Origin of the sequence: Streptomyces sp. NPDC057939, from assembly GCF_042887545.1 — a bacterium.
GTDB lineage: Bacteria > Actinomycetota > Actinomycetes > Streptomycetales > Streptomycetaceae > Streptomyces.
The window spans coordinates 43,415-69,085 of the sequence record NZ_JBHVPG010000021.1 but is presented as its reverse complement, the minus strand read 5'-3'; the positions used below and the strand labels follow the sequence as shown (position 1 = coordinate 69,085).

The 25,671-nt window shown below is 67.8% G+C and carries 35 protein-coding genes and 1 other RNA gene; 30 read left to right on the top strand and 6 right to left on the bottom strand.

What is annotated here, in order from left to right; translation table 11 throughout:
• Nucleotides 1–119: 119 nt before the first annotated feature.
• The 5 genes from ACFVS6_RS22720 to ACFVS6_RS22700 all read right to left on the bottom strand — a co-directional run bounded on the left by ACFVS6_RS22720 (nt 120) and on the right by ACFVS6_RS22700 (nt 5,175).
• Nucleotides 120–374 carry a hypothetical protein gene (locus ACFVS6_RS22720; protein ID WP_389706293.1) on the bottom strand — a complete coding sequence of 85 codons (255 nt, stop codon included), beginning with the start codon at nt 372–374 and terminating at the stop codon, nt 120–122.
• A gap of 190 nt (nt 375–564) precedes the next feature.
• Complete coding sequence (locus ACFVS6_RS22715; RefSeq protein ID WP_389706291.1) at nt 565–1,680, bottom strand: hypothetical protein; 1,116 nt, start codon at nt 1,678–1,680, stop codon at nt 565–567.
• Nucleotides 1,680–3,107: a phage portal protein gene (locus ACFVS6_RS22710; RefSeq protein WP_389706290.1), complete on the bottom strand. Its 1,428-nt coding sequence runs from the start codon at nt 3,105–3,107 to the stop codon at nt 1,680–1,682. The genes ACFVS6_RS22715 and ACFVS6_RS22710 overlap by 1 nt, the downstream gene beginning before the upstream one ends.
• 35 nt (nt 3,108–3,142) lie before the next feature.
• Nucleotides 3,143–4,804, bottom strand: coding sequence for a terminase (locus tag ACFVS6_RS22705; RefSeq protein WP_389706289.1), 1,662 nt, complete (start codon nt 4,802–4,804; stop codon nt 3,143–3,145).
• A 17-nt stretch (nt 4,805–4,821) separates the two neighbouring features.
• On the bottom strand, nt 4,822–5,175 hold the full coding sequence (locus ACFVS6_RS22700; protein ID WP_389706287.1) for a hypothetical protein: 354 nt from the start codon (nt 5,173–5,175) through the stop codon (nt 4,822–4,824).
• Nucleotides 5,176–6,005: 830 nt separating this feature from the next.
• On the opposite strand from ACFVS6_RS22700, the gene ACFVS6_RS22695 reads away from it, so the two are divergent.
• The 30 genes from ACFVS6_RS22695 to ACFVS6_RS22550 all read left to right on the top strand — a co-directional run bounded on the left by ACFVS6_RS22695 (nt 6,006) and on the right by ACFVS6_RS22550 (nt 24,438).
• Nucleotides 6,006–6,938, top strand: coding sequence for a helix-turn-helix domain-containing protein (locus tag ACFVS6_RS22695; protein ID WP_389706285.1), 933 nt, complete (start codon nt 6,006–6,008; stop codon nt 6,936–6,938).
• An 11-nt stretch (nt 6,939–6,949) separates the two neighbouring features.
• Entirely contained in the window at nt 6,950–7,759 is an 810-nt protein-coding gene (locus ACFVS6_RS22690) for a hypothetical protein (RefSeq protein ID WP_389706283.1), read from the top strand.
• Nucleotides 7,760–7,816: 57 nt separating this feature from the next.
• A complete protein-coding gene (locus tag ACFVS6_RS22685) occupies nt 7,817–8,269 on the top strand; it encodes a hypothetical protein (RefSeq protein ID WP_389706281.1) in 453 nt (150 codons plus the stop codon).
• A gap of 160 nt (nt 8,270–8,429) precedes the next feature.
• On the top strand, nt 8,430–8,906 hold the full coding sequence (locus tag ACFVS6_RS22680) for a Pycsar system effector family protein (protein ID WP_389706280.1): 477 nt from the start codon (nt 8,430–8,432) through the stop codon (nt 8,904–8,906).
• A gap of 1,258 nt (nt 8,907–10,164) precedes the next feature.
• Nucleotides 10,165–10,830: a hypothetical protein gene (locus ACFVS6_RS22675; RefSeq protein ID WP_389706278.1), complete on the top strand. Its 666-nt coding sequence runs from the start codon at nt 10,165–10,167 to the stop codon at nt 10,828–10,830.
• Nucleotides 10,831–10,918: 88 nt separating this feature from the next.
• Nucleotides 10,919–11,725 (top strand): hypothetical protein, encoded by an 807-nt coding sequence (locus ACFVS6_RS22670; RefSeq protein ID WP_389706277.1) that lies wholly within the window; start codon nt 10,919–10,921, stop codon nt 11,723–11,725.
• A 76-nt stretch (nt 11,726–11,801) separates the two neighbouring features.
• Nucleotides 11,802–12,119, top strand: a complete 318-nt coding sequence (locus ACFVS6_RS22665; RefSeq protein WP_389706276.1) for a hypothetical protein — start codon at nt 11,802–11,804, stop codon at nt 12,117–12,119.
• Between the two features lie 125 nt (nt 12,120–12,244).
• Nucleotides 12,245–12,556, top strand: coding sequence for a hypothetical protein (locus tag ACFVS6_RS22660; protein ID WP_389706275.1), 312 nt, complete (start codon nt 12,245–12,247; stop codon nt 12,554–12,556).
• A gap of 9 nt (nt 12,557–12,565) precedes the next feature.
• Complete coding sequence (locus ACFVS6_RS22655; RefSeq protein WP_389706274.1) at nt 12,566–12,901, top strand: hypothetical protein; 336 nt, start codon at nt 12,566–12,568, stop codon at nt 12,899–12,901.
• On the top strand, nt 12,898–13,305 hold the full coding sequence (locus ACFVS6_RS22650) for a hypothetical protein (RefSeq protein ID WP_389706273.1): 408 nt from the start codon (nt 12,898–12,900) through the stop codon (nt 13,303–13,305). Before ACFVS6_RS22655 ends, ACFVS6_RS22650 begins: the two co-directional genes overlap by 4 nt.
• Before the next feature lie 9 nt (nt 13,306–13,314).
• Nucleotides 13,315–13,379, top strand: an RNA gene (locus ACFVS6_RS22645) — hammerhead ribozyme type II.
• Between the two features lie 18 nt (nt 13,380–13,397).
• Nucleotides 13,398–13,586, top strand: coding sequence for a hypothetical protein (locus tag ACFVS6_RS22640; protein WP_389706272.1), 189 nt, complete (start codon nt 13,398–13,400; stop codon nt 13,584–13,586).
• Between the two features lie 58 nt (nt 13,587–13,644).
• Nucleotides 13,645–14,193: an antirestriction protein ArdA gene (locus ACFVS6_RS22635; RefSeq protein WP_389706270.1), complete on the top strand. Its 549-nt coding sequence runs from the start codon at nt 13,645–13,647 to the stop codon at nt 14,191–14,193.
• The gene (locus ACFVS6_RS22630) at nt 14,190–14,540 is read left to right on the top strand and encodes a hypothetical protein (RefSeq protein WP_389706269.1); all 351 of its coding nucleotides are present in this window, start codon (nt 14,190–14,192) and stop codon (nt 14,538–14,540) included. Before ACFVS6_RS22635 ends, ACFVS6_RS22630 begins: the two co-directional genes overlap by 4 nt.
• Entirely contained in the window at nt 14,537–14,755 is a 219-nt protein-coding gene (locus ACFVS6_RS22625; RefSeq protein WP_389706268.1) for a hypothetical protein, read from the top strand. The genes ACFVS6_RS22630 and ACFVS6_RS22625 overlap by 4 nt, the downstream gene beginning before the upstream one ends.
• 15 nt (nt 14,756–14,770) lie before the next feature.
• Nucleotides 14,771–15,280 carry a hypothetical protein gene (locus ACFVS6_RS22620; RefSeq protein ID WP_389706267.1) on the top strand — a complete coding sequence of 170 codons (510 nt, stop codon included), beginning with the start codon at nt 14,771–14,773 and terminating at the stop codon, nt 15,278–15,280.
• A 72-nt stretch (nt 15,281–15,352) separates the two neighbouring features.
• Nucleotides 15,353–15,676 carry a hypothetical protein gene (locus ACFVS6_RS22615; protein ID WP_389706265.1) on the top strand — a complete coding sequence of 108 codons (324 nt, stop codon included), beginning with the start codon at nt 15,353–15,355 and terminating at the stop codon, nt 15,674–15,676.
• 15 nt (nt 15,677–15,691) lie between these two features.
• Nucleotides 15,692–16,228 carry a hypothetical protein gene (locus ACFVS6_RS22610; RefSeq protein WP_389706263.1) on the top strand — a complete coding sequence of 179 codons (537 nt, stop codon included), beginning with the start codon at nt 15,692–15,694 and terminating at the stop codon, nt 16,226–16,228.
• Nucleotides 16,229–16,268: 40 nt separating this feature from the next.
• The gene (locus tag ACFVS6_RS22605) at nt 16,269–17,720 is read left to right on the top strand and encodes a DNA cytosine methyltransferase (protein WP_389706261.1); all 1,452 of its coding nucleotides are present in this window, start codon (nt 16,269–16,271) and stop codon (nt 17,718–17,720) included.
• Entirely contained in the window at nt 17,662–17,994 is a 333-nt protein-coding gene (locus ACFVS6_RS22600) for a hypothetical protein (RefSeq protein WP_389706259.1), read from the top strand. Before ACFVS6_RS22605 ends, ACFVS6_RS22600 begins: the two co-directional genes overlap by 59 nt.
• 15 nt (nt 17,995–18,009) lie before the next feature.
• Nucleotides 18,010–18,369: a hypothetical protein gene (locus ACFVS6_RS22595; RefSeq protein WP_389706257.1), complete on the top strand. Its 360-nt coding sequence runs from the start codon at nt 18,010–18,012 to the stop codon at nt 18,367–18,369.
• A 358-nt stretch (nt 18,370–18,727) separates the two neighbouring features.
• Nucleotides 18,728–19,525, top strand: a complete 798-nt coding sequence (locus tag ACFVS6_RS22590) for a hypothetical protein (protein WP_389706256.1) — start codon at nt 18,728–18,730, stop codon at nt 19,523–19,525.
• Nucleotides 19,526–19,580: 55 nt separating this feature from the next.
• Nucleotides 19,581–19,934: a hypothetical protein gene (locus ACFVS6_RS22585; protein ID WP_389706254.1), complete on the top strand. Its 354-nt coding sequence runs from the start codon at nt 19,581–19,583 to the stop codon at nt 19,932–19,934.
• Nucleotides 19,935–19,966: 32 nt separating this feature from the next.
• Nucleotides 19,967–20,356 carry a hypothetical protein gene (locus tag ACFVS6_RS22580; RefSeq protein WP_389706253.1) on the top strand — a complete coding sequence of 130 codons (390 nt, stop codon included), beginning with the start codon at nt 19,967–19,969 and terminating at the stop codon, nt 20,354–20,356.
• Nucleotides 20,357–20,371: 15 nt separating this feature from the next.
• Complete coding sequence (locus ACFVS6_RS22575; protein ID WP_389706251.1) at nt 20,372–20,608, top strand: hypothetical protein; 237 nt, start codon at nt 20,372–20,374, stop codon at nt 20,606–20,608.
• A gap of 68 nt (nt 20,609–20,676) precedes the next feature.
• Nucleotides 20,677–20,826 carry a hypothetical protein gene (locus tag ACFVS6_RS22570; protein ID WP_389706250.1) on the top strand — a complete coding sequence of 50 codons (150 nt, stop codon included), beginning with the start codon at nt 20,677–20,679 and terminating at the stop codon, nt 20,824–20,826.
• A 20-nt stretch (nt 20,827–20,846) separates the two neighbouring features.
• Nucleotides 20,847–21,002 carry a helix-turn-helix domain-containing protein gene (locus tag ACFVS6_RS22565; RefSeq protein WP_389706248.1) on the top strand — a complete coding sequence of 52 codons (156 nt, stop codon included), beginning with the start codon at nt 20,847–20,849 and terminating at the stop codon, nt 21,000–21,002.
• A gap of 66 nt (nt 21,003–21,068) precedes the next feature.
• Nucleotides 21,069–22,343, top strand: coding sequence for a tyrosine-type recombinase/integrase (locus ACFVS6_RS22560; RefSeq protein ID WP_389706246.1), 1,275 nt, complete (start codon nt 21,069–21,071; stop codon nt 22,341–22,343).
• Between the two features lie 311 nt (nt 22,344–22,654).
• A complete protein-coding gene (locus ACFVS6_RS22555) occupies nt 22,655–23,365 on the top strand; it encodes an RNA polymerase sigma factor (RefSeq protein ID WP_389706418.1) in 711 nt (236 codons plus the stop codon).
• A complete protein-coding gene (locus ACFVS6_RS22550; protein WP_389706244.1) occupies nt 23,365–24,438 on the top strand; it encodes a hypothetical protein in 1,074 nt (357 codons plus the stop codon). Before ACFVS6_RS22555 ends, ACFVS6_RS22550 begins: the two co-directional genes overlap by 1 nt.
• 203 nt (nt 24,439–24,641) lie before the next feature.
• Here ACFVS6_RS22550 and ACFVS6_RS22545 read toward each other — a convergent pair whose 3' ends face one another.
• Nucleotides 24,642–25,499 (bottom strand): peptidoglycan-binding protein, encoded by an 858-nt coding sequence (locus ACFVS6_RS22545; RefSeq protein ID WP_389706242.1) that lies wholly within the window; start codon nt 25,497–25,499, stop codon nt 24,642–24,644.
• Nucleotides 25,500–25,671 lie beyond the last annotated feature (172 nt).

Genomic DNA, 25,671 nt, shown 5'->3' with positions numbered 1-25,671 from the left:
AGCTTCTGCGGCTTTACGACCTGGTGCTGTGCGGTGGGCAAGTTGGGCAACTCCGGGGGGCATAAAAAAACCCCCGGCCAGGTGGCTTCGGGGGTTAGGAGGAACGTTTCTTCAGTGGGTCAGGTGCGGCGGGAGCGTCGCGCGAGGGCGCGGGGGTCCATCTCTCCGTCGTCTTCGTCGGACGGTGTGAGGCCGCCACCGAGCTGCTCGGGCCGCTTCGGGGCGAGGAGGGCCTGAAGGGTCTTGGCGTCTGCTTCCAGCTCTTCCGCGGTGGCGCCCCGCAGACGGCTGGTCAGCTCATCGGGCAGGTCGTACTTGCGGGCCACCTGCCCCACGGTGAGTGAGTGCTCCAGCTCCGCGTTCTTCGCCGTCACCTCGGCAAGGGCCGCCTCGAACTCCTCAGCGGTCTTGGCGTCGCCGAGCTTGGTTTCAGCATCCCTGAGCCGGGTGCGATAGGACGCGGCCTCGCCCCGGACCTTGGTGAGTTCCCGGCGGGCCCAGTCAGGAAGGTCGTTCTCCGGGTCGCCGGCCGCGTCTGGGACTGCGCCGTCGGGCTGTATGCCGTCAGTCGGCTGCTCGTCGGTGGGGCCTGGGGTCTGCTCGGGCAGGGGGTGCCTCCTGGGCTATCTGTGGCGTTCGCCGAGCCTCCTGGGCTGCGGCTCTCTGTTTCTGGCGGATGAAGCGTCGCCAGGCGCTCACCGCGGACTTACCGACCAGCCCCTTGGTGACCTTGGGCCACAAGGCTTCGTATTCGCGATTCAGGGCAAAAAGGGCGGCAGAGCCGTACTGCTGGCGGCTGAAGATCGGCTCGGCGTAGCAGTGGCAGTGATCATGGAAGAGATCGCCGTCCTTGAACTGCGCGGTCAGCGCGTTCTTGTAGGCCACGCCCCGGCTGATGAGCATCGCGCACCAGCCGCAAGGTGTGCCCGTGCGGGAGAGCCGGACGTAGCCGAGCGCGCGGCCGTCGCGGCGCATGTGGTTCCAGGCCGTAGAGCGGCCACCGTTCATCGCGATCCGAGAGGCCGCAGCGGCCTGTTGGGCCCCGGCCTGACGGTGGGCATTTTCGCGCTGACGGTCTGCGACCCGCGCTGGCTGCTGGTCATCGACGGCGGAAGTGCGGCGTCTGAGGTTCTCCGTACCTAGGGCCTCCAGGACGGTCTGGAGTTCCTTCTCGGCTTCCCGCTCGATCTGTTCCTCGTCCTCGCGTAGTCCAGCGAGCTCCTCGACGAGGACCCGCTCCCACTCGTCGTCTTCGTCGGCTGGCGGCTCGTCTGCGTCAAGGGCAGGCGGGACTTCCCCGGGCTCGCCGGTCGCGGTCCCGTCTGCCCCCGCGCCGGGGGGCTCGTAGGTGCCGGCCAGACCGGCGAACTCGCGGCGGAGATCGCCGAGCGTGACGTACGTGGGCTCGGGGTGGTACGGGTCGGCCACGGTCGTGCCCGTCTGAAGGGCGCGGGCCAGACGGTAGTACGCGCGGGCCAGGTCGCGGGCTTGTCGCCTGCGGCCCATCACGAGCGTGATCGCCCGGCGTAGCCAGCCGCCGACCGTGGCCGCCCGCCGGGCGGCCGGCACCTCGGCCCACAGGGCGAGGGCGTCAGCCGTGGTGGCGGCGCCGATCTGCGACAGGGCTACGCTGTAGGCCATGGAGACCTCGTTGGCCTCTTCCTGCTTCGAGCGTGGCATCAGGCGGCTTCCACGGTGGGGTCACTCCGCGTGCCGGAGGTGGCCCGAGTCAGGGCCGAGGCGAGCTGGCCGACCGAGTCCTCGTCTTCGGCCAGCTCCTCCCAGTCTTCGAACTCTGTCTGCGTGACACCAGGCACACGCCGCCAGAGCCCCTTTGCGGGGATGCCGAGCTGTTCGCGCAGTTTGCCGAGGGCGTCCGCTGCCTGAGCCAGGGAACGCGACTCCATATCGCGCCAGATGACCTCACCCTGGTAATCCTCAGCACCGCCATGACCGGAGAGTTCGGCCGCAAGTCGAAACACGCGTTCCCAACTTTCGCCGAATGCTGTACGGAATTCTGCGATCTTCCTGCTCAGGGAGGTTTCCGCCGCCAAGAGCGCCTCGGCGCTCAAGTTGGCTATCTGACCCAGCAAATGATGAGGCGGGGTCTGGCTGACGGCGGCGAGGTGCCTTATGGACATATCCACGCTGTCGATGAATCCCCCGAGCGGGGTTTCGTCTAGGCTGCCGAATTTGACGTCAGGGTCCTCGGCGAAAAGAAAGCGCCTGGCGTTGTGGTTGATCGGAAGAGGGATCGGATTTCCATGCCCGTCGAGGACGGGGTCTCCAGTCTCCGGATCGCGCTGGATAGGGGGCGCCATTCCGGTGGCTGTGCGTACCTTGACGCTGGCGTAGGTCTGAGCGACGAGGAGATCGAAGATCGTTTGATTGATTCGATCCTGAAGGCAAATCATCGGCTCGATGACACCGAGCGTGCGGCCCTCAAGATCGACGAGGGCCGCGAAGCGGGTCACGGGGCACTCGCCCGCGCCGTGCCGACGGATGCTCGCCACGGTGATGCCCTTGGCGTCGTCCAGGCTCTTGAAGCGGACCGTGAACTCCTCGCGCGCATCCCACATCCGCGCCCGTCCGGGAGCCTCGGGGGACGGCCAGGCGGTCACGGTCAGCGCCGCGTACGGAACGTCATCGTTCGCCGGGTCTTCGAACAGGGCGGACGTCTTCAGGGCGGAGAGGCCCTTCGTGCGGACCCGGCCCGCGGCGTCCCGCTCCGTCACCGTGAAGGAGTGCCCGTACGTCAGCGCACCCCGGTAGACGGCTGCTTGCCGGGCGTCGAGGCGGGAGCGTTGCCAGTGTGCCCACTCGTCCGAAGTGGTCTCGGCCTGGGCGGGAAGGCCGCCTGCGACCATCCCGGGTCGAAAGCCATCGACGTAGAGGGCCTGGGCTGGAGTGCCGACCAGGAGGGGCAGCCAGTTGGAGATGGACCGCTTCGCGAGCAGGCGGTACTCGTCGTCCGCCATGGCCGGCATGTAGGGGTCGGCGTGGCGGCCGTGAAGGTAGTCGTCGATGCGCCGCAGGCGTTCGCCATCGCGGTTGAGGATGGAGAGGAGCTGGCGCGCGAGCGCAACTGGGGAGGTCGAGGCGGCCACGCGATCACCGCCCTAGTTACACTCTTGCAAATTGCTTAAAGGAAGAAACCTCGGCCGGTCCTCTTGCGAACCTTCTTGCCGCGGGCTCGAAGGTCGACGAGGGCCTCGTGCGACAGAAGCAGAGCGGCGTAGAGGTCGACCTTCTTCGGGCTCTCGCGCGACTCCTTGCCGAAGCTCACGCCGTAGTTGTTCACCCGCCGCCGCGCGTTCAGCACGTGGCGACGGAGCTTGAGGTCGCCGTCGTGGACGAGCTTGCGGTCGAAGATGGACCGCATCAGGCGCTCGTGCGCCAGCGTCGATGTCTTGAGGGACCCGCGCATGTCCCAGCCGACCGCGTCCTTCCCGAGGGGGGACTTCACCGCGAGGGTCTCGCCGTAGGTCTCCGACCACTCCGAGATGTACGACTCCCACAGGGCGACATCAGCGTAGAAGCCCTGCACCCGGAAGAGCCGGAAGGCGTCGTGCACGGCGGAGTCCACGGCAGCCTTGGGAACCTGCCAGTTGGCGCCGGCCGGACCGTCCGGCTTCTCCCACAGACCGACAGTGAAGGCGGCCATGTCCCGAACACGCAGGGCAACCAAGGCCGTGGCGTCGTCGGTCTTGCCGCCGTCGAAGCCGAGCGTGATCTCGTCGCCCGGCGCGAGCGCCAGGGCGTCGTCGCGGAGCGCGTCCCACTCGGCGGGCCCGTACACCGCGTCTTCTTCAGCGACGATCTGGTTCAGATACATGCGCCGGGAGCGAGCGGCCGAGATGGTCAGGCTCAGAACGGACTTGATGATCGACTCGACCTTGAGCCAGATCGCGTCACCCCTGATCTTCGGAATGACGATGCGCAGGGCCTCGGCGGTCAGCGGTGTCGCCGGGTGCGCCTCGATCGAGTCGTACAGCGCGCTCACGTCGGCCGCCAGGCCGGCCCGTACCTTCTCGTACGCCTCGCGCATCCGTTCCGCGACGGAGTCCTCACCGGGCATGAAGGCGTTGGTGATCGACAGGTAACGGCTGTCCATCTTCGTGGCGTTGCCGTCGATGGTCTCGTACATCTTGTGGCCGCCATTGCCCAAGATCCAGTGGTGGGTCTCGTTGAGCAGGGTGAAGGTGGTCCGCTTGCCCTCGATCGCCCGGTACGAGCTGGTAACCGCCTGAAGCCTCTTACGGCCCCGGTCGGCGCGGATCAGCTCGGCACCCATCTTGATGCCGTAGGCCGCGATGAGCCGGTCCGAGATCAGGATGGGCAGGTAGCCCATCGTGTTCGTCGTCTGCTCCTGGCTGACTGCCGTCACCTGCACCCACGCCTGCGGGTGCGGCTTGGCCACAGGCTCGCCGTCCTCGTCCCAGTGGGAGAACCGGCTCGGCCCAACGAACTCCACGAGCGAGATGACCGCGAGGAGCGGGTCCTTGCCCCAGCCCTTGAGCCGCTGGAGGACACCCGTGCGGTAGACGAACTCGCCGTCCTCGTCGATGGCGTACCACCACAGGAGGAAGCGGAGCTGCTCGCGGGTGAACTTCCAGGGAACGCGCTGTTCGTCGGTGGACCCTTCGCCGTTCAGGTACTCGGCGCACCAGCCGGCGACCTGCCAGCCGAGCGTGCGCTCGGGGAGAGCCCACTGCCCGAAGGCGTCCTTCTGCCAGGTCGGCCCGTGGAACTCCGGCTCCAGGGCCTTGATCTCATCAAGGGTGAGGGGCGCGGTCGCCGCCATGGTTGGTCCCCCCGAGATCAGGCTTCGAGGCCAAGATCCTTCTTGTAGTCGGCGATGGCGAGCACGGCCGCGGACTGCTGTTCAGGCGCAGGCTCGTGCAACTCGACCCGTACGCGACGCCGGTCACCCTCGGCAACGAGCAGCCGCTCGAAAGCCGAGTAGATGGTCTGGAGCATCTGGCCCGACCGCTTGCCGGCCCCCTTGTAGTACGAGAGGTCTTCGCAGAGCGAGAAGGCGAGCGCCCAGTCCGAGTCCTGGTAGAAGTCGGCCTGGCCGCTCGTCTTGAGGGAGTCCCACAGGCGCTGTGCGATGGGATGCCAGGAGTCGTCGGCATGCGGAATCTTCGTGGGCCGAGCGACGCCTCGCGTCACCGGCTGCACATCTCCGCCCTTGCGCTCGCGGGGGCGAGCAAGATCTGACTCGCGATTGGGCACGGGTCCGGGCACCTGCTCACCTCCGTAAGGTCAAGGGCCCCCGAAGGGGGGGTTCCTCGGGGGCCGGCGCGGCTCTACGGGCCTACGGCCTGGAGCTCTGCGCGGTCACAGCAGGCCCGGATGGGCCTCAGTCCTACGGAATTTGCGGTCATGACGCCTGCGGCTGGCCGCCTTCGCGGCGGCTCCTTCGCGGGACGACTTGACCCGGTGATGCCACCCGCAGAGCGATCTGAGGTTGGCCTCGCGATGGTCATCACCGGGCCTGACGTGGTCTACGTCAGTGGCCGGTTCGGCACAGCGCACGCCGTAGTGATCTCTGGCTGTGCAGCGGTGACCGTCCCTGACCAGGATGCGACGTCGGAGCTGCGGCCAGTTCGGCGGCAGGCGAAGCCTACGGTCAGACGTAGTCCAGGACATGAGCCTCCTACGTCAGGGCTGACGCAGCGGCGAGCAGGGGCTGCGGCAGGTTGCCCCCGGCAGGGGGCAGCGGCGAAGGAGGCTTCGAGGGGTGGGCGCCGTAGGCGCCCTCGGAGGGAAGCCCCAGGAGGCTTGCCCCTCTACTCATATATACGGAGGCAGCCGTCCGTTCTGGAACCTATCTAGACGTGACGGCAGACACACTCTTTCAATCGCAGACGCGAGGCGATGACATCAAGTCTTGCATTGGAGTCACACTCTGTCATACGGTGCGGAGCACAGAACGCAAGCGACCCCGGTCGGTGCTGTAACACCGGGCCGGGGTCTTCACCTAGAGAAGAGACCTCTAGATGCGAGTGCATCGTAACCGGCACGACCGTGCCTTCACCGTCGTGCCTAACTCGGCCGCGCGCCACCGGGACCTGTCGCTCACCGCCCGCGGCCTGCTCGTGACGCTCCTGTCCCTGCCGGACGGAACGCGAGCCACTATCGACACCATCACCGACCAGGTCGAGGAAGGCCGGCGGGCCGTCGCGAAGGCGTTCACCGCGCTGGAGAGCGCGGGGTACCTGCGGCGGGAACGTGGCCAGGACTCTGAAACCGGGCTCTGGGGTACCCAGTCCCACATCTCTGATCTTCCGATGGACCGCATCCCGGCGGCCGGTGAGCCGAGTGCTCGGAGCATCGGCGACTCTCCCAAGGGGATAAAGAACCGGGGAAAGAACCTCCTCCCCGTCCCGGCGCCGCAGCAGGCCGATGAGGCCGATGTCGAGGAGGAGGGAGATGGCTTCGACACGACCAATGACGTCGCCCCGGTTGACGCCGAGGCGGGCCAGGCCGCCGCTGCGCTTGCCCACCTCGGTGGGATCGAGCCCCGTCTGAAGCTGAGCACGGCCGAGGTCCTTCGCTTGGCCCCGCTCGCCGCCGCCTGGCTGGCGGAGGGTCACAACCCCGCGAAGATCACCGCAGCGCTGATGGCCCGCCTTCCCGAGCACGTCGACTCCGCCGCAGCGCTGATCTCCTACCGCCTCAGGAACCAGATGCCCGAGCGGCCGGCGCCGAAGCCCAAGCCCGTTCCTGACACCCGCGACCGCTGCGAGGTCTGCCGGGCGCCGTTCCCGCTCGGCCGCCACGGCGAGGTGTGCGCCACCTGCAAGGCAGAGCTCGACCGGGCTGCCGCGCTCCTGGCGGGAACCGCGCCCGCCGAACCGGAGCCGGTGCTCGATGATCTGGCCACCGCCCGACAGGGCCGCGAGCGCTGCCGCGCCGCCATGGCCGCGTGAGGGGCGACGAGATGATCAACATGCAAATGCCCTGGTACGCCAAGGCCGTCTTCGTCGGTGGCAGGCCCCTGGTTCTGGTGGCAGCCCTCGTCATGTCCGTGCCCGGCGAGATCCGGATGGCGGAGATCGCGGGCTGGCACGGCTGGGTCACCTGGCTCATGCCGGTCTGCGTCTCCGCCTACGCCGCCTGCGCCGCCGTCATTGCCACCCAGCGCCAACTTGCCAAGGCTCCGGGTCGCGTCACTGCCACCATCGGCGCCGGGGTTGCGTTGGCGCTGGCACTGTCAGCTCAGGTCGTGGCCCACCTGCTCGACCGTGGATACATGACGACCTCCGCCTTGTTGGTGGCAGTCGTCTCCTCGGTGCCTCCGCTCGTCGTGGCGCACATGCTTCATATGGCGGCGATGCCGGCCGAGGAGCTGACGGCTTGGGACAGGTTGCGGGAGGCTGAGGAAACTGCCAGCTACTTGGCGGGCGAACTGGCAGAGGCGCTCGACCTGGCGGGCCGCCAGCTCGTCTCGAAGAGCCGCGGAATTGCCAACGAGTACGACGAGCTGGCGGGAATCGTCGACGAGCTTGCAGCCGAGGCCGCCGCTCTGGTCGACGAGATCTCCGAGGAGCTGGCGGAGGCCGCCACAGTGGAGCCCAAGCCGCGCCACCAGCGGGTTCAGCGCAAGGCAGTCCCCCTCGCCGTCGTGAAGAACACGATCGCCGCGATGAAGGCCAGTGGTGAGAAGGTCACCGGGGCGACGCTGGCGGAGCGGCTCGGATGCTCGGAACGCTCGGGGTACCGCTACCTGGGCGACCTGCAAGCAGCCTGACGGGGAAGTGGTCAACGGCTTTACTGGTCAATGCCTTGACTGGTAAAGTCGTTGACCATGACGAACGGTGCTGACCTGGAGTTTTCCTACGAGCTTCGCGTTCCCGCAGCAGCCAATGCCGGCGAGGGGTGGGAGAAGCCAGCAGCTTCCGCCGATGGCGTGGATTGGGATGGCACAGTTCACGACCTCGCCAGATTCGTCCTGGCGGTGTGGCAGGTGGATTGCCCGAAGCGCTACCGCGGCCTGCCGGCCTACGTCGAGGCGCGGAACAACCTGGGCGCCTACGCCGAGATCACCGATCTGACACCGGCCGACGAGCTGGTGGCCGCACTCGAAGTGGCGATCGAAGCGAGCCAGATGGCTGACGTCGCGTCGGATAGGCGTCGGCAAGAGCTCGAAGACGCGATGCGGGACGTACGCAAGTTCAGCAGCTACTCGCGGAACAACATCGCTCACCGTGTTCGTGGCGTGATGTCTCGGCCCACGGCACTGAAAGTGATGAAGGAATAGCAGCGCGGCGGGTGAGTCGCAGCTCAGCCGTCCCACCCCGACTAATCGCCCAACCCCAGAATCAAGTAGCCCGCCCAGTCCACGCCGGACTGGGCGGGCTTCTTGCTGCCTGCTGCAAGCCCGCGCAGGCATCTCTAGACCCCGGCATTGAAGGAGCACAGTGGACCAGCCCAACAACAGCCCTGATGTGAACGAGGCCCTCACCCGGGCGCACGCCGAGGTGACTACCGACCTAGGCCGAACGGAAGCGAAGGTCGCCGCGCTGCTTTCGGCCTTCGGCTTACCGATGGCCCTCCTGACGGTAGTGGTCACCGGCCGGCATCTTCCCGCCGCCGTTGCCGTCCTGCTTGGACTCGCGGGCGCCGGCATGCTGACCGGAGCGGTTCTGGCCCTGACCGCCCTTTTCCCGCTGGGGGTGGCCAGCAGCGCGACGCCGGGCTCCTTCCTGCGCTGGGCTGAGTGCAGCACCCCGGATGAGGTGCTCGACGATCTTGCCGCCGACCGTCGAGCCACACGGCTTATCGGGCGCTCACAGCTCCTCCGCCGCAAGTTCCGCTTCCTGCGGCTGGCCGTGCTGTCCAGCATCGCGGCGGTGGTCGTCCTGGCCACGGCGCTGGCGGTCGCCTTGGTCCATTAGCGCGACGGTAGGACCGGCGGCGCCATGTCAGACGGCCCTGGAACCGTGGCAGAATCCGAGCTGCTAAGACATGGCGGTCCGCGTACGCGTACACCGGGGGTCACCCCCCACCCCCCTGCCCGGTCCCGGCCGCCTGTCGCTGCGCGCCGTGCGCTACCCTCCGCGCGTCGCGCAGGCACTCACCCCCCGCACCCCCCAAGGCAGACAGGCGCCCGACTCAGGGCATGGCAGGCACGGCCCGGGGGAGCGCAGGAACGGGCCGAGAACGGGCCTCACAGCGCCAATCAGGCCCCTTTCAGGTAGGGGCGAAACCCGCTCTGACCTGCGACTTTGGGTGCAGATTTGCAAGAGTGTCACTCGGGCCGTAATGTTCTCCATGTCGCCACCACGGAACGCCAGCCACACGGCAGGCCGGACGTGGTGGGGGCAGGCACTCGAAGCGAATGCAAGAGTTGCGAAACCGGGTTCCGATCCACTAGGTTCGAACCCAACGCCAGACCGGGAAGTCGAGAACGGGCCGCATGAGCGGCGCCGCCGAGAGAACGGGATGGCGGATCGCAACCCAGCGAATGTAAGAGTTGCGAAACTAGGTCGAGGCCCACTAGGGTCGGAGCCAACGCCAGACCGGCCCCGCCGGAACGGCACACACACTCCCCGCCTGCTGGCTTACATGCCGCTGCGCGGACAGTAGGACCACCGTCCCGATACCGCCGAGAGGCAGGCGTCGGGGGTGAAGGATGGGCGACCACGGCCCTGAAGCTGACGTACCCGGAGGTAGGGCATCCTGCCGATGATGGGCGCGAAAGCGGACGGCATCGAGAACCCCGTCGGGTACAGCCGCTTAGGTGTAGAGAACGCTGTCCGTACCGGTTTTCCAGCCGGTAGCAGTCGGACGCCTCCTTGTCTGGCGTAACTCGCTGTGCCGCGCCGTGGGATGCCCTGCGGTTCGGCGTGCAGGGGGTCAGTCAAGGTGGTCGGCAGGAACGTGACTAGGCGAGTCAGGGCTCACCGTCCATCGGACGGCCGGAAACGGACCGCGAACCTCGAAAGTGAGGCACGCGGACTGCGCGCTTCGAAAGTGAGGCGAGCGGAACGTGGACGGCAGAACGGTGGACGGTGAACGAGGCGCGAGTGAGCCTCACCCAAATCACTTGAAATGAACATCCGGCCTGTTGGCCGGGCCTCCCGGACGCCTTGGGCGTAGGTGCGAAGCCACCGGGGGGCGCTGACGCCGCGCCGATTGAAATAGTGTAACTAAATGGACGCGGCTGACATCGCAGTGCAGTTCGCGCTGCGATACGGAGTCGGGCTCTGCTCGGCCTGCGATTGGAGAAACATGGCTGTGAACCTCTGCAAGGACCACCCGCTTGGCGACCTCTCCTTCTTCGAGATGGCCTGCAACCTGAGTGAGCGCAACTTCGCCATCGCCTACGAACTGGACGGAACCCGCAGGGAGCTGCGGGACGTGTCGGACGCGTTCGAGCTCCTTCGTGAGGTGGTCAATGACCTGGCCACCGATCACGGCCTGGAGGTCGCGGAGCTGGTCGGCCTGCGTGACCACTACAAGGCCGAGGCTGGACGATGGGAGGGGCTCTACCAGGAGGTTGACCGTGAGGCCGGCCGATTCCGCGGGAGCGTGCGTGATCAGCTCCTCGCCTCGCACCAGGCTGACGAGATCTCCAGGGATGCGGCCAACGAGATCCTCGAAGCCCTGAAGCTCGCCCCGATCGTTGACGAGTACCGCGCCGAGGTCACGATCACCGTCACGTACGAAGGGCTTCGGAGTCGGGACGGCCGCGACGTGATCGAGGCTGCCGTTCGCGCAGCGGTGGATGCTGACGCGCCGAACCTGCCGGGATTCGTGTGGGCCTACTCCGACATCCGGGTCGGGGGCATAGAACTCGAAGAGTCCGACGTGATCTGACGCCTGAATGTAAGAGTGTAACTAGACGGGCGCGCCTTACCCGCTGAGGGCAGGAAGGCGCGCCCGTTCCAACCGGATCACGAGGACCATGTACCGCAGTCTCGATACTCCGACCGATGACACGCTCGCCGAGTACGCCGCGCGACTCGATGATGCGCACCGCTCCTGGCCTTCCTGGTGCACGGGGACGTACGCCAACGAGGACACCCCGACCCATGTGGAGATGTTCACGTGGCACGACGATCGCTGCGGCTGGATCGGCGACAAGAGCAACTTCGAGGTCGCCCGCGACCTGATCCGCACGGCCGCCGATCAGGGACGCACGGACACCGTGGTCTCCGACGAGCAGGTGTATGACTGCGGGCGCGGCACGAGCGCCTGGGACTACGCCCAGCTCTTTGTCCAGGTCTACGAAGGCGGCTGCCCCGAGGACTGCCCTGGCACGCACACCGAGGAGTGCCGGCCGGGGTGTGATCCCGACGTCGACTTCTGCCAGGGAAGTCCATGCGAGGGGGACTGTCACGGCACCCATGCGTACACCGCCGCCTTCCGTGCGGCCGTCGCCTTGGCCCTGTTCGTCAAGGACGACCATCCGTTCCTCGACGAGGACGACTACTACGACCAGCGCCGAGGGGTCTTCGAGGGCAACCTGAACGAGGCCCTGGAGGACGTGAAGCTGCACTACCCCTACGACTCCGAGGCCGACCACCAGAGCATCGTCGAGCACGCCTCCGACTGCCTGTGGGACCTGGAGTACCGGGACTCGGACGGCCACGCCGACTGGGACGGCGTGCGAGACGCGTACGACCGCGGCCGCGGTGAGCACTTCCTCGCGCTGGGTCGCGAGTTCATGCGCAACGAGATCTTGGGGCAGCTCGCCCTCATGCCGGCCTGACCCCTTCCTTGAACCGCCACCCCTCTCTGTGCCCCCTCCCGGGGAGGGGTGGCTCTCCACCCGAATGCGAGAACACATGCGCACCACCACCCGCCCGTACGAGGTCCGTGTCTGGAACGAGGCCGCCGACCTCCTCGGACTCTGGGAGATCCAGTCGAAGGGCAGGGGCCGCTACGTCGTCACCCACGACCGCCGCGAGGAGACCCACTTCGACGACCGGGACGCCGCGCTGAGCTATGCCCGTTTCGGCGCCGAGGCCCTCGTTGAGACCTCCCGCCGCGACTGCCCGTGCGAAGGCGATCCCGACTGCGGGGTCTGGGAACCCCACGGCATCGCCGTCCAGGAGGTCACGCCCGAGCTCTCCCTCATTACCCCGCCCCTGCTCTGCCTGTAGACGACCCCACCACCGGAGTGACACACATGCGTGCTTTCAAGCGACTGACCTCGATCTTCACGAACCGCACGGCCGTGCCGGGGGAGCCCTCCCGCCTTCGTTGCCTCTTGAATCCCTGGAGTGCCTTGCGTGCCCAGCGTGACACCACGGTCTTCGCGCTGACCGTCGCGGCCGACATCGTCGGCACCCTGGAGAGTGAGCTCTCCGTGCTGCGGACCGCATCGGATGATCTGGTGGATCTCCTCGACGACGGCTTGTTGGCAGCCGGTATCGGCGAGCACCTGAACTGCGGGGAGGTCGAGCGCCTCGCGGACTTCCTCAAGGCCAACGACCGAACCCGAGCCGCCGACATGTGGCTGTATTGCCACGCCGAGAGCGACGACGAAGGCGACTCCCACTACAAGGGCGAGACGTCTCAGCTCGCCCTGACGGCCTGAGGCGGAGCGATGCCCGAGTGTGACTTCTGCTGCCTGCCCGGCGCCCAATGGGTCTACGTCCTCCAGGACCGGGCCGTCGTCGCCCTGCTGAGTGACGAAGGACTGGTGACTCCGCTTCCGAATGACGGACGGTGGCGAGCCTGCGACATCTGCTCCGAACTCGTCGACACCCAGGGCATGGCCGGACTCGTGGCCCGCTCCCTGTCCTCCCTCCGCATGCTCGGAGTACCGATCCCGGACGGCGGCCCCGACCTGGAGCACATGGCCATGGTGGTCATGGCCAACTTCGCGACCGTGCTGGCCGCCAGGCCCACCAGGCAGCCCTTGCAGGGGAGGGCTTCGTGACCTGGCCGTACGACCTCTACATCTGCGACTGCGGCTACGAGCAGCCCGAGGATCACGACGGCTCGTGCGGGGCCTGGCGGCACGGCGGCACCTGGCACGACTACGGCTACCGTCTGGCGTTCCAAGCCGCCGTCCGCGAGGGCCACGCCTACGTCGAGAGCACGAGCCCGCACAACGGCGTCAAGAGCGTCGTCTTCCAGCACATCGAAGGTGGCGGTCTCTGCGAGGTCTGCGGCCCCGCGACCGGTCGGCGCGGTCCGTACACCCGCTCTCCGAGTAACCGGCAGTTCCTGTGCGACCCGTGCGTCCGTTCCTTCCAGGGCGCCCTGGACGACCTGCACAAGTCCATCGGCGCCCACCGCTCACGAGAGCTGTGGCCCGTCCTCGAAGACTCCGACCACTAGTCGATCACCAGGCGAAACCTCCGAAAGGGGGTCGCGGGGCAGTGGTTTGCCCTGCCTGACGATGCCAGCCCGCATCGCACACAGGAGTCCCCATGAAGCAGCTCATACCAGCCCTCGTCGAGAGCGCCCTCGCTGGCGCCTTCGCCGCCTCCATCTGGGCCCTCGCCGACGTCGACCCGAACCTGTGGCAGTTCACTGCCTCGGCCATCGGCGCGTACTTCGTCCTGGAGTCCGTCCGGGCGCTCCGCCGACACGTCGACCGACGCACCGCCCAGAACTGAGAACCCGCCGCCGGGCCAGTTGCCTGGCCCGGCGGCCCCATTCGACAGCGAGGACCACTTGACCGCCCCATCCCTGACCCTCACCGTCCAGCCGCGCGTCTGGATCTGTTGCCTGGCCTGCTACAACTCCGGCTATCTGGTTGGTGATTGGTACGACGCCGACACGGGTGACCTGGTCACTCCCGAAGACCTTCACGGCGGACCCACGGAGCACGAGGAACTGTGGGTGACGGATCACGAGGATTTCTACGGAGCCCTTGAGGGGGAGTGCTCCCCGGCGCACGCCGCCGAGATAGCCGAAGCCCTCCAGGGCCTCACCCACGATGAGCTCGGCGCGTTCTCGGCCTGGGTCGCCGAGTGGGGCGACGACGTCGACAACGCCCACTGGGTCGACCGCTTCCGTGAGGAGTACCGCGGCTTCCACCAGTCCGAGGGGCACTACGCCCAGGAGTGGGCCGAGGACACCTCCAAGCCCGAGGACACGGAGCGCATGACGCGCTGGCCGTGGAACTCGATCGACTGGGACCGCGCCGCCGAAGAGCTCTTCTCCAGCGGCCTGCACGCCGAGCGCGTGTACGGCGGCGTCTACGTCTTCAACCCGCGATGAACACCGAACCCTGTGTCGAGTGCGGCTACACCCCTGAACTGCTTGATGAAGATCTCACTTGCGGCCCCTGCCGCGACTACCTAGGGGAAATCTTGAACAGCTCTGAATTGAAACGATGGACCGTTAGCGCCCTGCATAACGAGGACGCGGAGGTGCTGCTGATCTCCGGGGTCTTTGCAGGCCATCTCCACGACGAGAGCAGTGAACTCTATACGACGGACAACCTCTATCGTTTCCTGCAATTTGTCGAAGCTCGCACTGCCGACGAGGCTGAGCTCCTTGTCTTGAGTGAGTTCGACGCCGGACTCGCGGAGATGCGTGCCGAGGCTGAGGAGGTCGCGGCGTGAAGAAGCTCGTGAAGTTCACCCTCGCTCGCACCACCCACGGAGACATGGAGCTGGAAATAGACGTCCCCGACGAGTTCCTCGACGACGACGGCGAAATCTTCGACGAGGACGACCTTCGTGACTGGATCAACGACAACGAGGACCTGGATGGCCTGGACCCCGTCTTCGAAGAGATCCAGGACGTGGAAGTCGTTGAAGTTCTCAGCGTCTACTGAGTAATGGCGATGCACATGACCGACCGAATCAAGCACCTTGTCGGTGAGCTGAACGAAGCCGTCGAGACTATGCGCCAAGAGCCCGAGCCAGGCCGCACCTGGTCGTGGGAAGACGAGCACGTTGCCGGGCTGAACCTGGCCGCCGCCGCCGAAGCGCTGATTCTCGCGCTCCCCACTGTCACCTGGCCGGCCGTCTGGTTCAAGGACGAGCCGAGGTACGAGGCGGGCCCCCTGAGCGCATACGAGGAGCGGCTTGTAGAGGAGCTCCTCTCCTACTTCGGGACCCCGCCGACCGAAGTCCTGTACGAGCGGTGCGCCAAGTGCCACCTGTTCATCGAGGAGAACGGCAGTGCGGCGGACGACGACCTGGCCGCTCCCTATGTCCACCTCGACCGAGGGGACGAAGCCGACGAGGCGGTGACGGGGTCGCATGACGCGTCACCCTCCGGCGAGCGAGCCACCTTGGCCTACTGGCGCCAGCACGGGCCCGAGGCCATGCGTGAGCGCTTCACCACCGATCACTGACCTAGACACAACGACGGCGCCGGTCCCTCCCGTTCGAGGTGGGATGGACCGGTGCCGCTCGGAAGGATACCCATGAGCACGATGACCTGCCGCGACTGCGGCATCGGCCCCTACGGGGCCCAGCCCTCCGGCCTCTTCCTCTGCGATCACTGCGGCCACCTCCTCGACCTCGACACGGCCTATTTCGACCCCGCCGAAGTGGTCGTCGTGGACACGGATGGCAACCTGCTGCACTTCCTCAGCCCGTACGCCTGCCTGTCCTGGATGGACGACATCCGCGACCTCCCCACGGGCGACTGGGCCCTCGCGATGGAAGCCCTCGGCCAGTTCAAGCGCGCGGCCAAGGAACTCGAAGCCGCCCTCCGTGCCGGCCTGCCCTACACCACCCCCGCCTGACCGATGGAGACCTCCATGACCCACCACGCCACGTACGCATTCCCTGAGGGCGACCTCCACGTCACCGTCCTACCTGCCGAGACCAAGGAGGAACGCTGGGGAGACGAGCGGGTGCGCCTCGTCCGCTCCCGTCTGGCCATCAGTTCCTCAGCTGACGAGGACGAGCCCGGCTTCCTGAAGATCCGGGGTCGGCGCTACCGCGTTGCGTCCAGGCGCATCCGATCTCTGGAGCAGGAGTTGGGCACGTCGGGCCGCTGGCGCTGGCAGTCGCCTGTGCTGCTCGACGGGGAGTACACCAATGCCGAGGGCAAGGTGGTCGGCGCCGAGACGGCCGCGGACCGGCGCCTCGACCTTATGGTGGCGGAGGCCGCCGACCGGTACGAGGCGGAGCACCCGCACTGGCGCCGGATCAGCGAACGCCTGGAACTCGAAAGCGATCTCCGCAGCGCCGAACAGCACCGCGAACACGTCTGCGGCGAGCTGCGCGCGGCCGACGCGAAGATCATCGACCTCTTCGTCCGCATAGCCGCCTACGCGGAGGCCGCACCGTGATCACCCCCAACCCATCCGTTAAGGCCGTGGCTGCGGCCTGATGTCCCTGACCCGCCTTGACACCGCCGGAGCGCTCGGTGTCCCCGACGACCTCGACCTCTCCGGCAAGACACCGGAAGAACTCGCGGAGATCGCCGCGCCCTGGCCCGTCCACTGGTTCTTCCCACCGGAGCCCGGGGACCCCGACCGCGTGATCAACCTCTTTGCCGGTGCGGGGGGCTGGGAATTCGGAGCCCGGGACGTCCTGCGCCACGAGCTCGACGCCGTGGGCGTCGAAATGCACAAGGGCGCGTCGGCCACGGCTCAGGCAGCGGGGTTCCGGCGTATCACCGCAGACGTCCGCTCTCTCGACCCGAGGCACCCGGCGCTCCGCTGGGTACGCGGACTGATCGTCTCCGCTCCCTGCCAGTGCTGGTCACCGGCCGGCAAGCGCGCCGGACTCGACCCCCGCAATCAGGAGCTGCTGCTCGACACCTTCACCATGGCGTTCGAAGCCACCTTCGGACACTGGCACGACAGTGCAGACTGCGAAGCCTGCGAGTTCGAGGACACCTGCCTCATCTGCAACGACCCCGCGTGGGACGGCCACGCTGGCTACACCGGTCCCCTGCTCACCATGGACGAGGTCCGCGCCCCGGTCGCCGACATGACGGACGAGCGGATCGGCCTCGTCGCCGAGGTGCTGATCTGGTCGCTCACCCTCACCGCCCAATGGGACAACCTCCGCTGGCTGGCCATGGAGCAGAGTTCGGCCCTGCCCGAACTGATCCTCGACGGACTGCGTGAAGAGCTCTGGTCGGCGGACTGGTGCAGCGCGGAGTACCGCGTCCTGGACGCCGTGGATTACGGCCTTGCCTCCCGCCGCAAGCGTGTCTTCCTAATGGCGGCCCGCCACTCGTACGTCGACATGGCCGCCCTCACACCCAGGGCACCCATTCCCACCACCAGCGCCGCCCAGGCCCTCGGCTGGCCCGAAGGCATCCGCGTCAACACCAGAGGCCTCCGCAAGACGGCGGGCGGGAACTGCTGGAGCGCGGACAAGCCCGCGACCGGCATCACCAGCAAAATCCGCGGCTGGTACTGGGAGCACGACAAGGACCGGACGTTCAGCCTCGACGAGGCCGCGCTCCTGGTCGGTTTCCGCCCCGGACACCCGTGGACCGGCTCCCGGTCGAGCTGCACGCAGCAAATCGGCGACGTCGTCGCCCCACCGATGAGCGCGGTCATCATCGGCACCCTCCTCCACCAGCACTGGGAGGACCGCCTCCGCTGGTACCTCGCCGACATCTACAACCACGCCCACCTCTACCGAGCCCGTATACGTGCTCGCCGCCTGACGAGTCTGAGAGACCATGCACGCAAACCTCCTGCTCATGCACTACGCCAGCAGCCCGTTCGACTGCCCCGTCTGCGAGGCCGACCGGCTCACCTCCATGGCCGACGCCCGCGCCGGCGTCTGCATCGCCTCCGGCGTAGCGATCGAGGACATTGACCCCGCCTCCGGATACGACCACTCCCGGCGCGGATACGACCGGGTCCGAGCCTCCTGGATCGACCTGATCCGCCAGCACGGCGCCAGCGAGTTCTACGAGATACCCGACATCGCCAAGGTCCGCGCCCTGTGGGCCGAGAAGCGCCCCGAGTTCGTCGAGGGCGACGACTGGCTGGCCGAAGCCTTCGAGGCGCATCGGCAGTTCATCAACGCCCTCGGCCAGCCGTGCCGCCGTACGTCCTGCGACATCCACTTCCCCGTGCCGACCCTCTGACCCGTACGGAGAACCATGACCGACCGTGAGGACGACATGACCAGCTACACCGAGACGATCACCCTGTCCAACGGCGCAAAGCTTCGGGTCCGCATCGAGCGCGGCCTGACCAACGACACGGTGCTGCACGAGCAGAACGACCTCAACCCCTTCGGCGGCGGCCGGATCTACTGGCTAGCCGGGGTGCTCTTCCTGATGTTCGGCGATGAGCTGCTGCGCATGCAGAATGCCCGGTACGAGTTCGCCGAGACCGCGTCCGAGGCCGCGGAGAAGGCCCTCGCGTTCTTCCTGGAGTGCGCCGAGAACTGCATCCAGCACGCCAAGGCCGAGGGCATCCCCATCGCGGACTGCTACGTCGAGATGGTGAACCTGTGACTAGCCATTCACTTCGGATGCGGCCCGAGGGGCGCCTCCAGTGCCTGCGCTGCCGCGCGGCCTTCCTGACCCGCGAGAGAGCGGGGCGCTCCCGCTTCACCTGCCCCGACAGACCCCTCGTGCATGGGCCCCTGGGGCGGCGCGAACACATCGTCTACCCGACGTGGGCGAAGGACCGGAGCTGCGAAGGCTGGGGCTGCCCGGACCCGGACCCCGCACACGGCTGGCATGGCCCGGACTCCTACTGCGACGAACCGGCATGCGGCACCTGCCTGCACAAATGCGATTGCGACGTGTGCAGCGGCCACGTTCGCGCGCCGGGTCTCTACCGCCTCATCGACAGCAGGGAACTCCAATAATGAAGATCAAGGTCAATCTGAAGTCCGGCCAGCGAGTACGCGCCACCGGTCGTGACACGCGAGGCCACACCGTCACCCGCGAGGGCTTCCTCGTCGCTGATCCTCAGCTGAAGACCGCAGCCTGGGGCGGCCTGCGCCGCCGGGTATTCCGTCTTCACGTGGACGAGACCCCTGGTGCCGAGCCCAGCCGGCAGAACTGGGTCTCCGTGCTGAGGGAGTCCGACGTGGAGCTCCTCGCGGAGCCGCTGCATCCCGTGCCCCTTGTCGGGCTGGCCGGGCTCGCCGGTTCCGGCAAGGACACCGCGGCGAAGGCCCTGGAGGCGATCGGCTGGCAGCGTCGCGCCTTCGCCGACAAGGTGAAGGACTTCCTGTACGCCGTCAACCCATGGATCGAGGCCCACGGCTACTCCCCGCTCGCGTCGGAAGTGGACCAGTTCGGTTGGGACACTGTCAAGAAGATGCAGCCTGAGGTGCGGAGGTACCTTCAGCGGTGCGGCACGGAGGCAGGCAGGGCCGTTCTCGGTGAGGACATCTGGGTGGACGCCCTCTTCCAGGACGCCGAGGGATGGGGTCCAACGGTCATCACCGATGTCCGTTTCCCGAATGAGGCAGCGGAGATCGTCAGGCGAGGCGGCCTGGTGGTCAACATCCTGCGGCCGGGCCAAGAGGTGATCACGGAGTCGGGCCACCCGAGCGAGAGCGCCCTCGCCGACTGGGACTTCGACGAGGTGCTCGTCAACGACCGCTCGGCCTACGCTCTCGGCCACAAGCTCCAGCTCCTCACGGAGCGAATGTAAGAGTTGAACTGCTGGGGTCAATGTAATAGTGTCTTCCTCAGAAGGAGGGGACGCAGTGACCACTAACCCCATCAACAACTCCGCCATCCTTGATGAGCTGCCGGTCGGCACCGAGATTCGGGATGCTGACGGTGACGCGGGATTCAAGGCCCACGGCGGCGGCTGGCAAGTCATCGGCTACGCCTGGGCCTTGGATGCCGACTGGTTCAGATTTCCCGTCCGGGTCGTCAACCCCACCCCGGCAACGCTGGAACTCGTCGCGGACCTCACCGGCCCAGTCACGATGCCGATGCTCAAGACCGAGCTGCGCCGTGTTGTCGCCGATATCCGCTCCGGCGCATCGGCCGGCGCCCTGCCTGAAGTCCTGGGTCGCCTTGAGCGGCTACTCGCTCCGGTAGGGCGCCGGTGAGGATCACCCCCCGCCGCGAGGAGGTGGACGCGGTGAAGGCCGTGCTGGAAGACCCCGGCTTCGACAACGCCGACCAGATGGCCAAGGCCCTAATCAAGGAGATCGGGTCCATCCTCCAGATGCGCGACTGGGTGGCCCTCGTCCACACGTGGAGCGATGGTCACCGCGGCCTGAACTTCGCCCCCTTCGGCAACGAGGCCGAGGCCAAGTCCTTCGCTTCCAAGATGGCCTTCGGCGGCAGGGGGCGCATCGTTCCACTCCACAGTCCTGGCGCGATGCTCGCCAATCACGACGGCAAGAAGTGGAAAGGGTACTGCCAGCACGACGAGTGCGGCCATGCCCCCTTTACCCACTCCGCGGCCTCTGCGGCCCGGGGTGCCTGCCAGATACCCACCTGCCCCTGCGAGGGGTTTCGCAAGTAGGAACAGGAGCGCGAGATGACCACCAGAACCATCGACTTCAGGGCTTGCCCCTGCGGCTCAAAGCGGGCCTACGCCGACCCCCGAGCCGCCGAGCGAGCCCTCGGCAAGGCGCAGGCCAAACGGCGCGGCGTTGCCGACCGCCGAGGCACCGGCCGAGGAATCACCTTCGAGAACCGCTACTACGAATGCGAGCACGGCATGTACCACCTGACGTCCCTCTCCCGGGCTGACTACTTCGGAGCCGCCGCCTGAAGCCCACCGAGACAGCACTAAGGAACGGCTGGGGCTGGGTTCTCGGCGTCAGCGGTCAGGAGTGCCGGGTGTACTCGCGCCCCGCCCAGCAGCCCCCGGCGGTCGATTCGGCGGAGATGCTCGGACGAGTCGCGAAGCTGCTCGGCGTACACGATCCCGCACTGATCCCGGGCGCAATCCTCAAGCTCCAGAGCAGCCAGGGCCGGAGCGCTTCTTGAACGTGACTGGGACACCGCTCATGTCTCTTGACGAGGTCGCGAGGCACCTGGCAAAGCCGAAGAGCTGGGTGTACGGGAATTGGCGAGCCCAGGGAATTCCATTCAGGAAGGTCGGCAACGCTCTTCGCTGTCGGCCGGGGGATCTCGACAAGTGGATCGATCGGCAGATGCCGTAGAGCTCTTGGCTGCTGCACACATTTTAGCCCCGGTTCGTCCGAGGCCAAGAGAAGGGAGGAGTATGAGTGGCTAAGAAGGCTAACGGTCTGGGGGGCTCGCCGGTTGAAATACCGCGACGTGGCAGGCCGAATACCTGGGGTGTAAGGACGCCCCTCCATTACGACCCGATTCAGGCAAAGAAGGTGCGATTCTGGATAGGGCGTGAGTATTCGACGAAAACCGAGGCCAGTAAGGCTCTCAATAAGTGGCTGGCGGATCACGAGGCGGGGGCCGTTGCTCCGCGCTCGGATATGCAGTTCAGCGACTGGCTGGATAAGTGGTTCATCGGTCATCGAGTCGAGGACACCACTCGCGCAGCGTACGAAACGAAGATCCGGCTCCACATCAAGCCGCACCTGGGGGCGAAGAAGCTCAAGGACATCACTGACGACGATCTTGATGCGCTGTACCGGATGCTGGAGACGGCCCCGTGCCCATCGAACAGGGGCAAGCCCCTGGGCGCAAAGTCCGTCCGCCACGTCCACAACATCCTGTCGGCTGCGTTCGCGGCTGCGGTCATCAAGAAGTTGGTCCCGGTGAACCCTGCGGCCACCGCCAGCCCGCCCACGGTCCGGCAGGTCAAGGCACAGCAGCGCAAGTACGTGGTGCTCGACGACGCCAGCACGAGTGGGTTCCTTGGAGACATCTGGACACCATGCGGACGGCGGGGATGCGGGCCTTTGCACTTCTGCACCCGCGACGCACCGCTGTGGACGGTATACACCGCCACGGGTGTTCGCCGGAGCGAGGCCCTGGGCATGAAGTGGAGCCTCATCCACTGGGACGACTGCGCCATCGAACTGGAGTGGGTCGTCGTCGAGGTCGGGAACAAGAGCGTCTTGCGGCGCCTCACAAAGGACGGGGACGACGCCGCGATCATCTATGTCGATCAAGCGCTCATGGGCGTCCTCAAGGTGGTACGGGAACGTCAGGAGATGTGGAAGGAGAAGCTCGGCCCGGCCTGGGAAGACAACGACCTGATCTTCGCGCGGGATGGATACATGCTCTACAAGGGCGGGATCACTCCGGGCCGCGCGCAGGATGCCGGCCAGGTCAGCGCCAGATGGCGAAGCACGCGGAAGCGGCTCGACCTACCGGATAGATTCCGCATCCACGACTGGCGGCACAGCAAGGTCACGAACGACCTGGACGCGGGGGAGAACCCGGTGGAGGTCTCCGCGAACGTGAGGCACCACTCGCCCGGCTACACGATGGCGCAGTACGGTAAGCGCCGAGTTGAGGGTGCACGCAAGCTGGCCTCGGGAACGGCGCAGCGCATCGGCCTGGGGCGGATTGGATGAGCCGCCGGATGCGTTGGTCACGCGGTTGGTCACGGCAACGCCTCACGCTCGGCATAATCCCTGGTCAGAGCGTGAGACATGGGGAAGGCGACCGAGGCCGCCACCCCCCACAGGAGAGGCCCCGGTCGCCATCCGACACGGACTCGTGCGACAAGCCCGTACCCCTGTCAGCGCCGCGAGTGCGTTTTGTGTCACACCCCGCTCCGCGCAGGGTTGGTTGCAGGTTGTACAACTCGTGGACGAGAGGTGCTTGAAAGCCGTAACGTGCGGATTTGCGCCACACGTACAGGACAGTGAACGGGTTGGGGACTTTGCTGGGGGACGACGCGGAGCTGACCGCCGCGGTGCTCGCGGCACAGGACGGCGACGAGAACGCGTTCCGGACTGTGTACCGCGCCGTGCACCCGCGCCTGCTCGGATACGTACGCACGCTCGTCGGCGACGGCGACGCGGAGGACGTCACGTCCGAGGCGTGGCTGCAGATCGCCCGCGACCTCGACTCCTTCACCGGTGACGCCGACCGCTTCCGCGGCTGGGCCGCCCGCATCGCCCGCAACCGGGCCCTCGACCACATCCGGATGCGCGGCCGCCGGCCGGCCATCGGCGGCGACGAGAGCGAGCTGACCGGCCACGCCGCCGACAGCGACACCGCGGGCGCCGCCATGGAGGCCCTGTCCACCGGCAGCACCATGGCGTTGATAGCCCAGCTCCCGCAGGACCAGGCCGAGGCCGTCGTGCTGCGGGTGGTGGTCGGCCTCGACGCGAAGAGCGCCGCCGAGACCCTGGGGAAGCGGCCCGGCGCGGTCCGCACCGCCGCACACCGGGGGCTGAAGAGACTCGCGGAACTGCTGGGCAGTGCCGAAAACGAAGCGGAACCCGGCCCCTGCGTCGGCCATAATGCCGATGACCAGGCACGGGAGCGCGATCTGGACGCCGTACCGGCGCAACGCGGCCGCGCCGGGGGCCTCGTAGAACAAACCGGTGTGACGCATTCACGTTGGCGGACGCAGAAGGACATGTGATGGCCGACGAGCACAACGGGTGGCTGGACGCAGCCGCGGCGGACAGGTTGCTGCGCGGAGAACCCGCCGACCCGGCCGGACCGGGCGCCGATCCGCGGGCCCGCGCCGGGGAGGCCCGGCTGCGCGCCGCCCTGGAATCCCTGGGCGTGACCCCGACGCCCGGCCGGGAACTGCCCGGCGAGGAAGCCGCCCTGGCCGCCTTCCGCGCGGCGCGCGGCGCGGCCCCGGCCCCGGCCCCGCGGCGCCCCACGGCCGCACCGGCCGCCCACGAAGCCGCCGCCCACGAACCCCTGGTCTCCCTCACCCCGGCGGCGACCGTACGGATCCCCGCGCAGCGCCGTGCGAGCACCCCGGTCCGCTTCGGCCTCGCGGCGGCCCTGGCGGGCGTCGCCGTCGGCGGGATCGCGGCCGTCGCGAGCAGCGGCCTGCTGGACCGTGAGGCCGGCCACACCGCGGCCCCCGCCCCGGCCGTCTCGGTCAGCGCCGACACGGACGGCCCGGCCGGCGGGGCGAGCGACGGCCCGGCCCCGCTCATCCCGCGCCCGGACCCCACCACCCCGCAGCGCGGCGGCGACGGCTTCGTCACCTCCCCGGGCACCTCGCGGATGCCGGGCACGGACAGCCGTACGACTCCCGGCACCACCTCGGGCAGCGGATCCGGGTCCCACTTCCCCACCGGCGGGGCGGGCACCGGCATGAGCACCAGTACCGGATCGGGCGCGAACGAGACCGCCGACGGCGGCCGGGAACTGTTCAACGACCGGACGGACAAGGTGGACGGCAGCGGCGGCGGCAGTGGCAAGGACCGCGACCGCGACAGGCAGGCGCGGGCCGCCGACCTGTGCGAGGACTACCGCGCGGGCCGGATGAACGACGACCGGCGTTCGCGCCTCAGCAAGCTCGCCGGGGCCCTCGCGAAGATCCCCCGGTACTGCGAGTTCGTGCTGGACGGCCCCCGTGACGGTCTCCCGCAGGGCGGCTGGGACGGGCCGGGCGGCGAGGTCCTGAAGGCCCCGGCCCCGAGTCCGACCCCGGCTCCGGGCGTCTCGCCGGGCTCCCGCCACCGCCGCTGAACCGGCCGGGGCGCCGACCGGAACGGCTCGGCACACCCCCCAGTAACACTTTTCGAACCGCCGGCGCAGTACATAACGAGCCGACTGGTCATCGGCCGCGCATGAGCCGGGGTTCCCCCCGTACCCCTGGGCTCTGCGCAACCGGCGCGGGCGGGGCACGTTCCCCCGGCCCTGCCCGCGCCCTCAACTTCCCGCCCGGCGGATCACCAGTAGACGACGACCTTGTCGCCCACCTGCACCTGCTCGAACATGGCCGACAGCCTGGCCATGTCCCGGACGTTCACGCAGCCGTGCGAGGCGCCGCTGTAGCCGCGGCTCGCGAAGTCCTGGGAGTAGTGCACCGCCTGGCCGTGGCTGAAGAACATCGAGTACGGCATGTCCGTGTGGTAGAGCGTCGACTTCCACTTCCGCTCCTTGCGGTCCACCTTGAACAGGCCCTCACGGGTCGGGGTGTTCTCCGACCCGAAGCGCACGTCCATCGACGAGACCACCTTGCCGTCGATCATCCAGGCGAGGGTGCGGCTCTCCTTGCTGATGCACATGACCCGGCCCTCCATGCAGCGCGGGTCCGGGGCGGCCAGCTCGTTGCTGGTCGGCGGGCGCAGTTCCTCCTCGGTCGGCGGCTTGCTGAGGCTCTGGATCTTCTGCCAGGTGGCCTCGTCGACCGCGCCCGTCGACGGGAGCCCGTTGTTCGACTGGAACGTCTTGACGGCGGCCGTGGTCTTCGACCCGTAGAAGCCGGTGGGTGCCACCGACACCAGCTTGAGCTGCCGCAGCCTGGCCTGGAGTTCGCGGATCCGGTCGCTCTCGTCGCCGTTCGCCATGATCGGCTTCGCGCCACCCTGCGCCGAGGGCTGCCCCGCCGAGGCGGACGTGCCCGGCGCCGGCGAGGACCCGCCGCCGCCCGGCTTGTCGTCCGGGCCGGACGGGGAGGCCGCCGGCGCCGACGCGGACGAGCCCGGTGCGGCCGGAGCGGAACCCTGCGGGCCGCAGGCGGTCGCGGCGAGCACGACCGACGCGGCCAGGCCGAGCGTGCGGATCATGACTTTCTGGCGGTACATCGCGGTCCCCCGATTTCAACGTCGTGTGTATGCAAGTGATGCTTCGGGGGCGCGGAGAGTTGCGGAGGGTTCCGGGATGTTGCGCCATTGTGACCAGAGGCCGTCGAGGGACGGTTGTACCAGCCCCCGGACCCGTCGGCGTCGCGGCGCCCCGACGGCTCCCGCGGGCCCT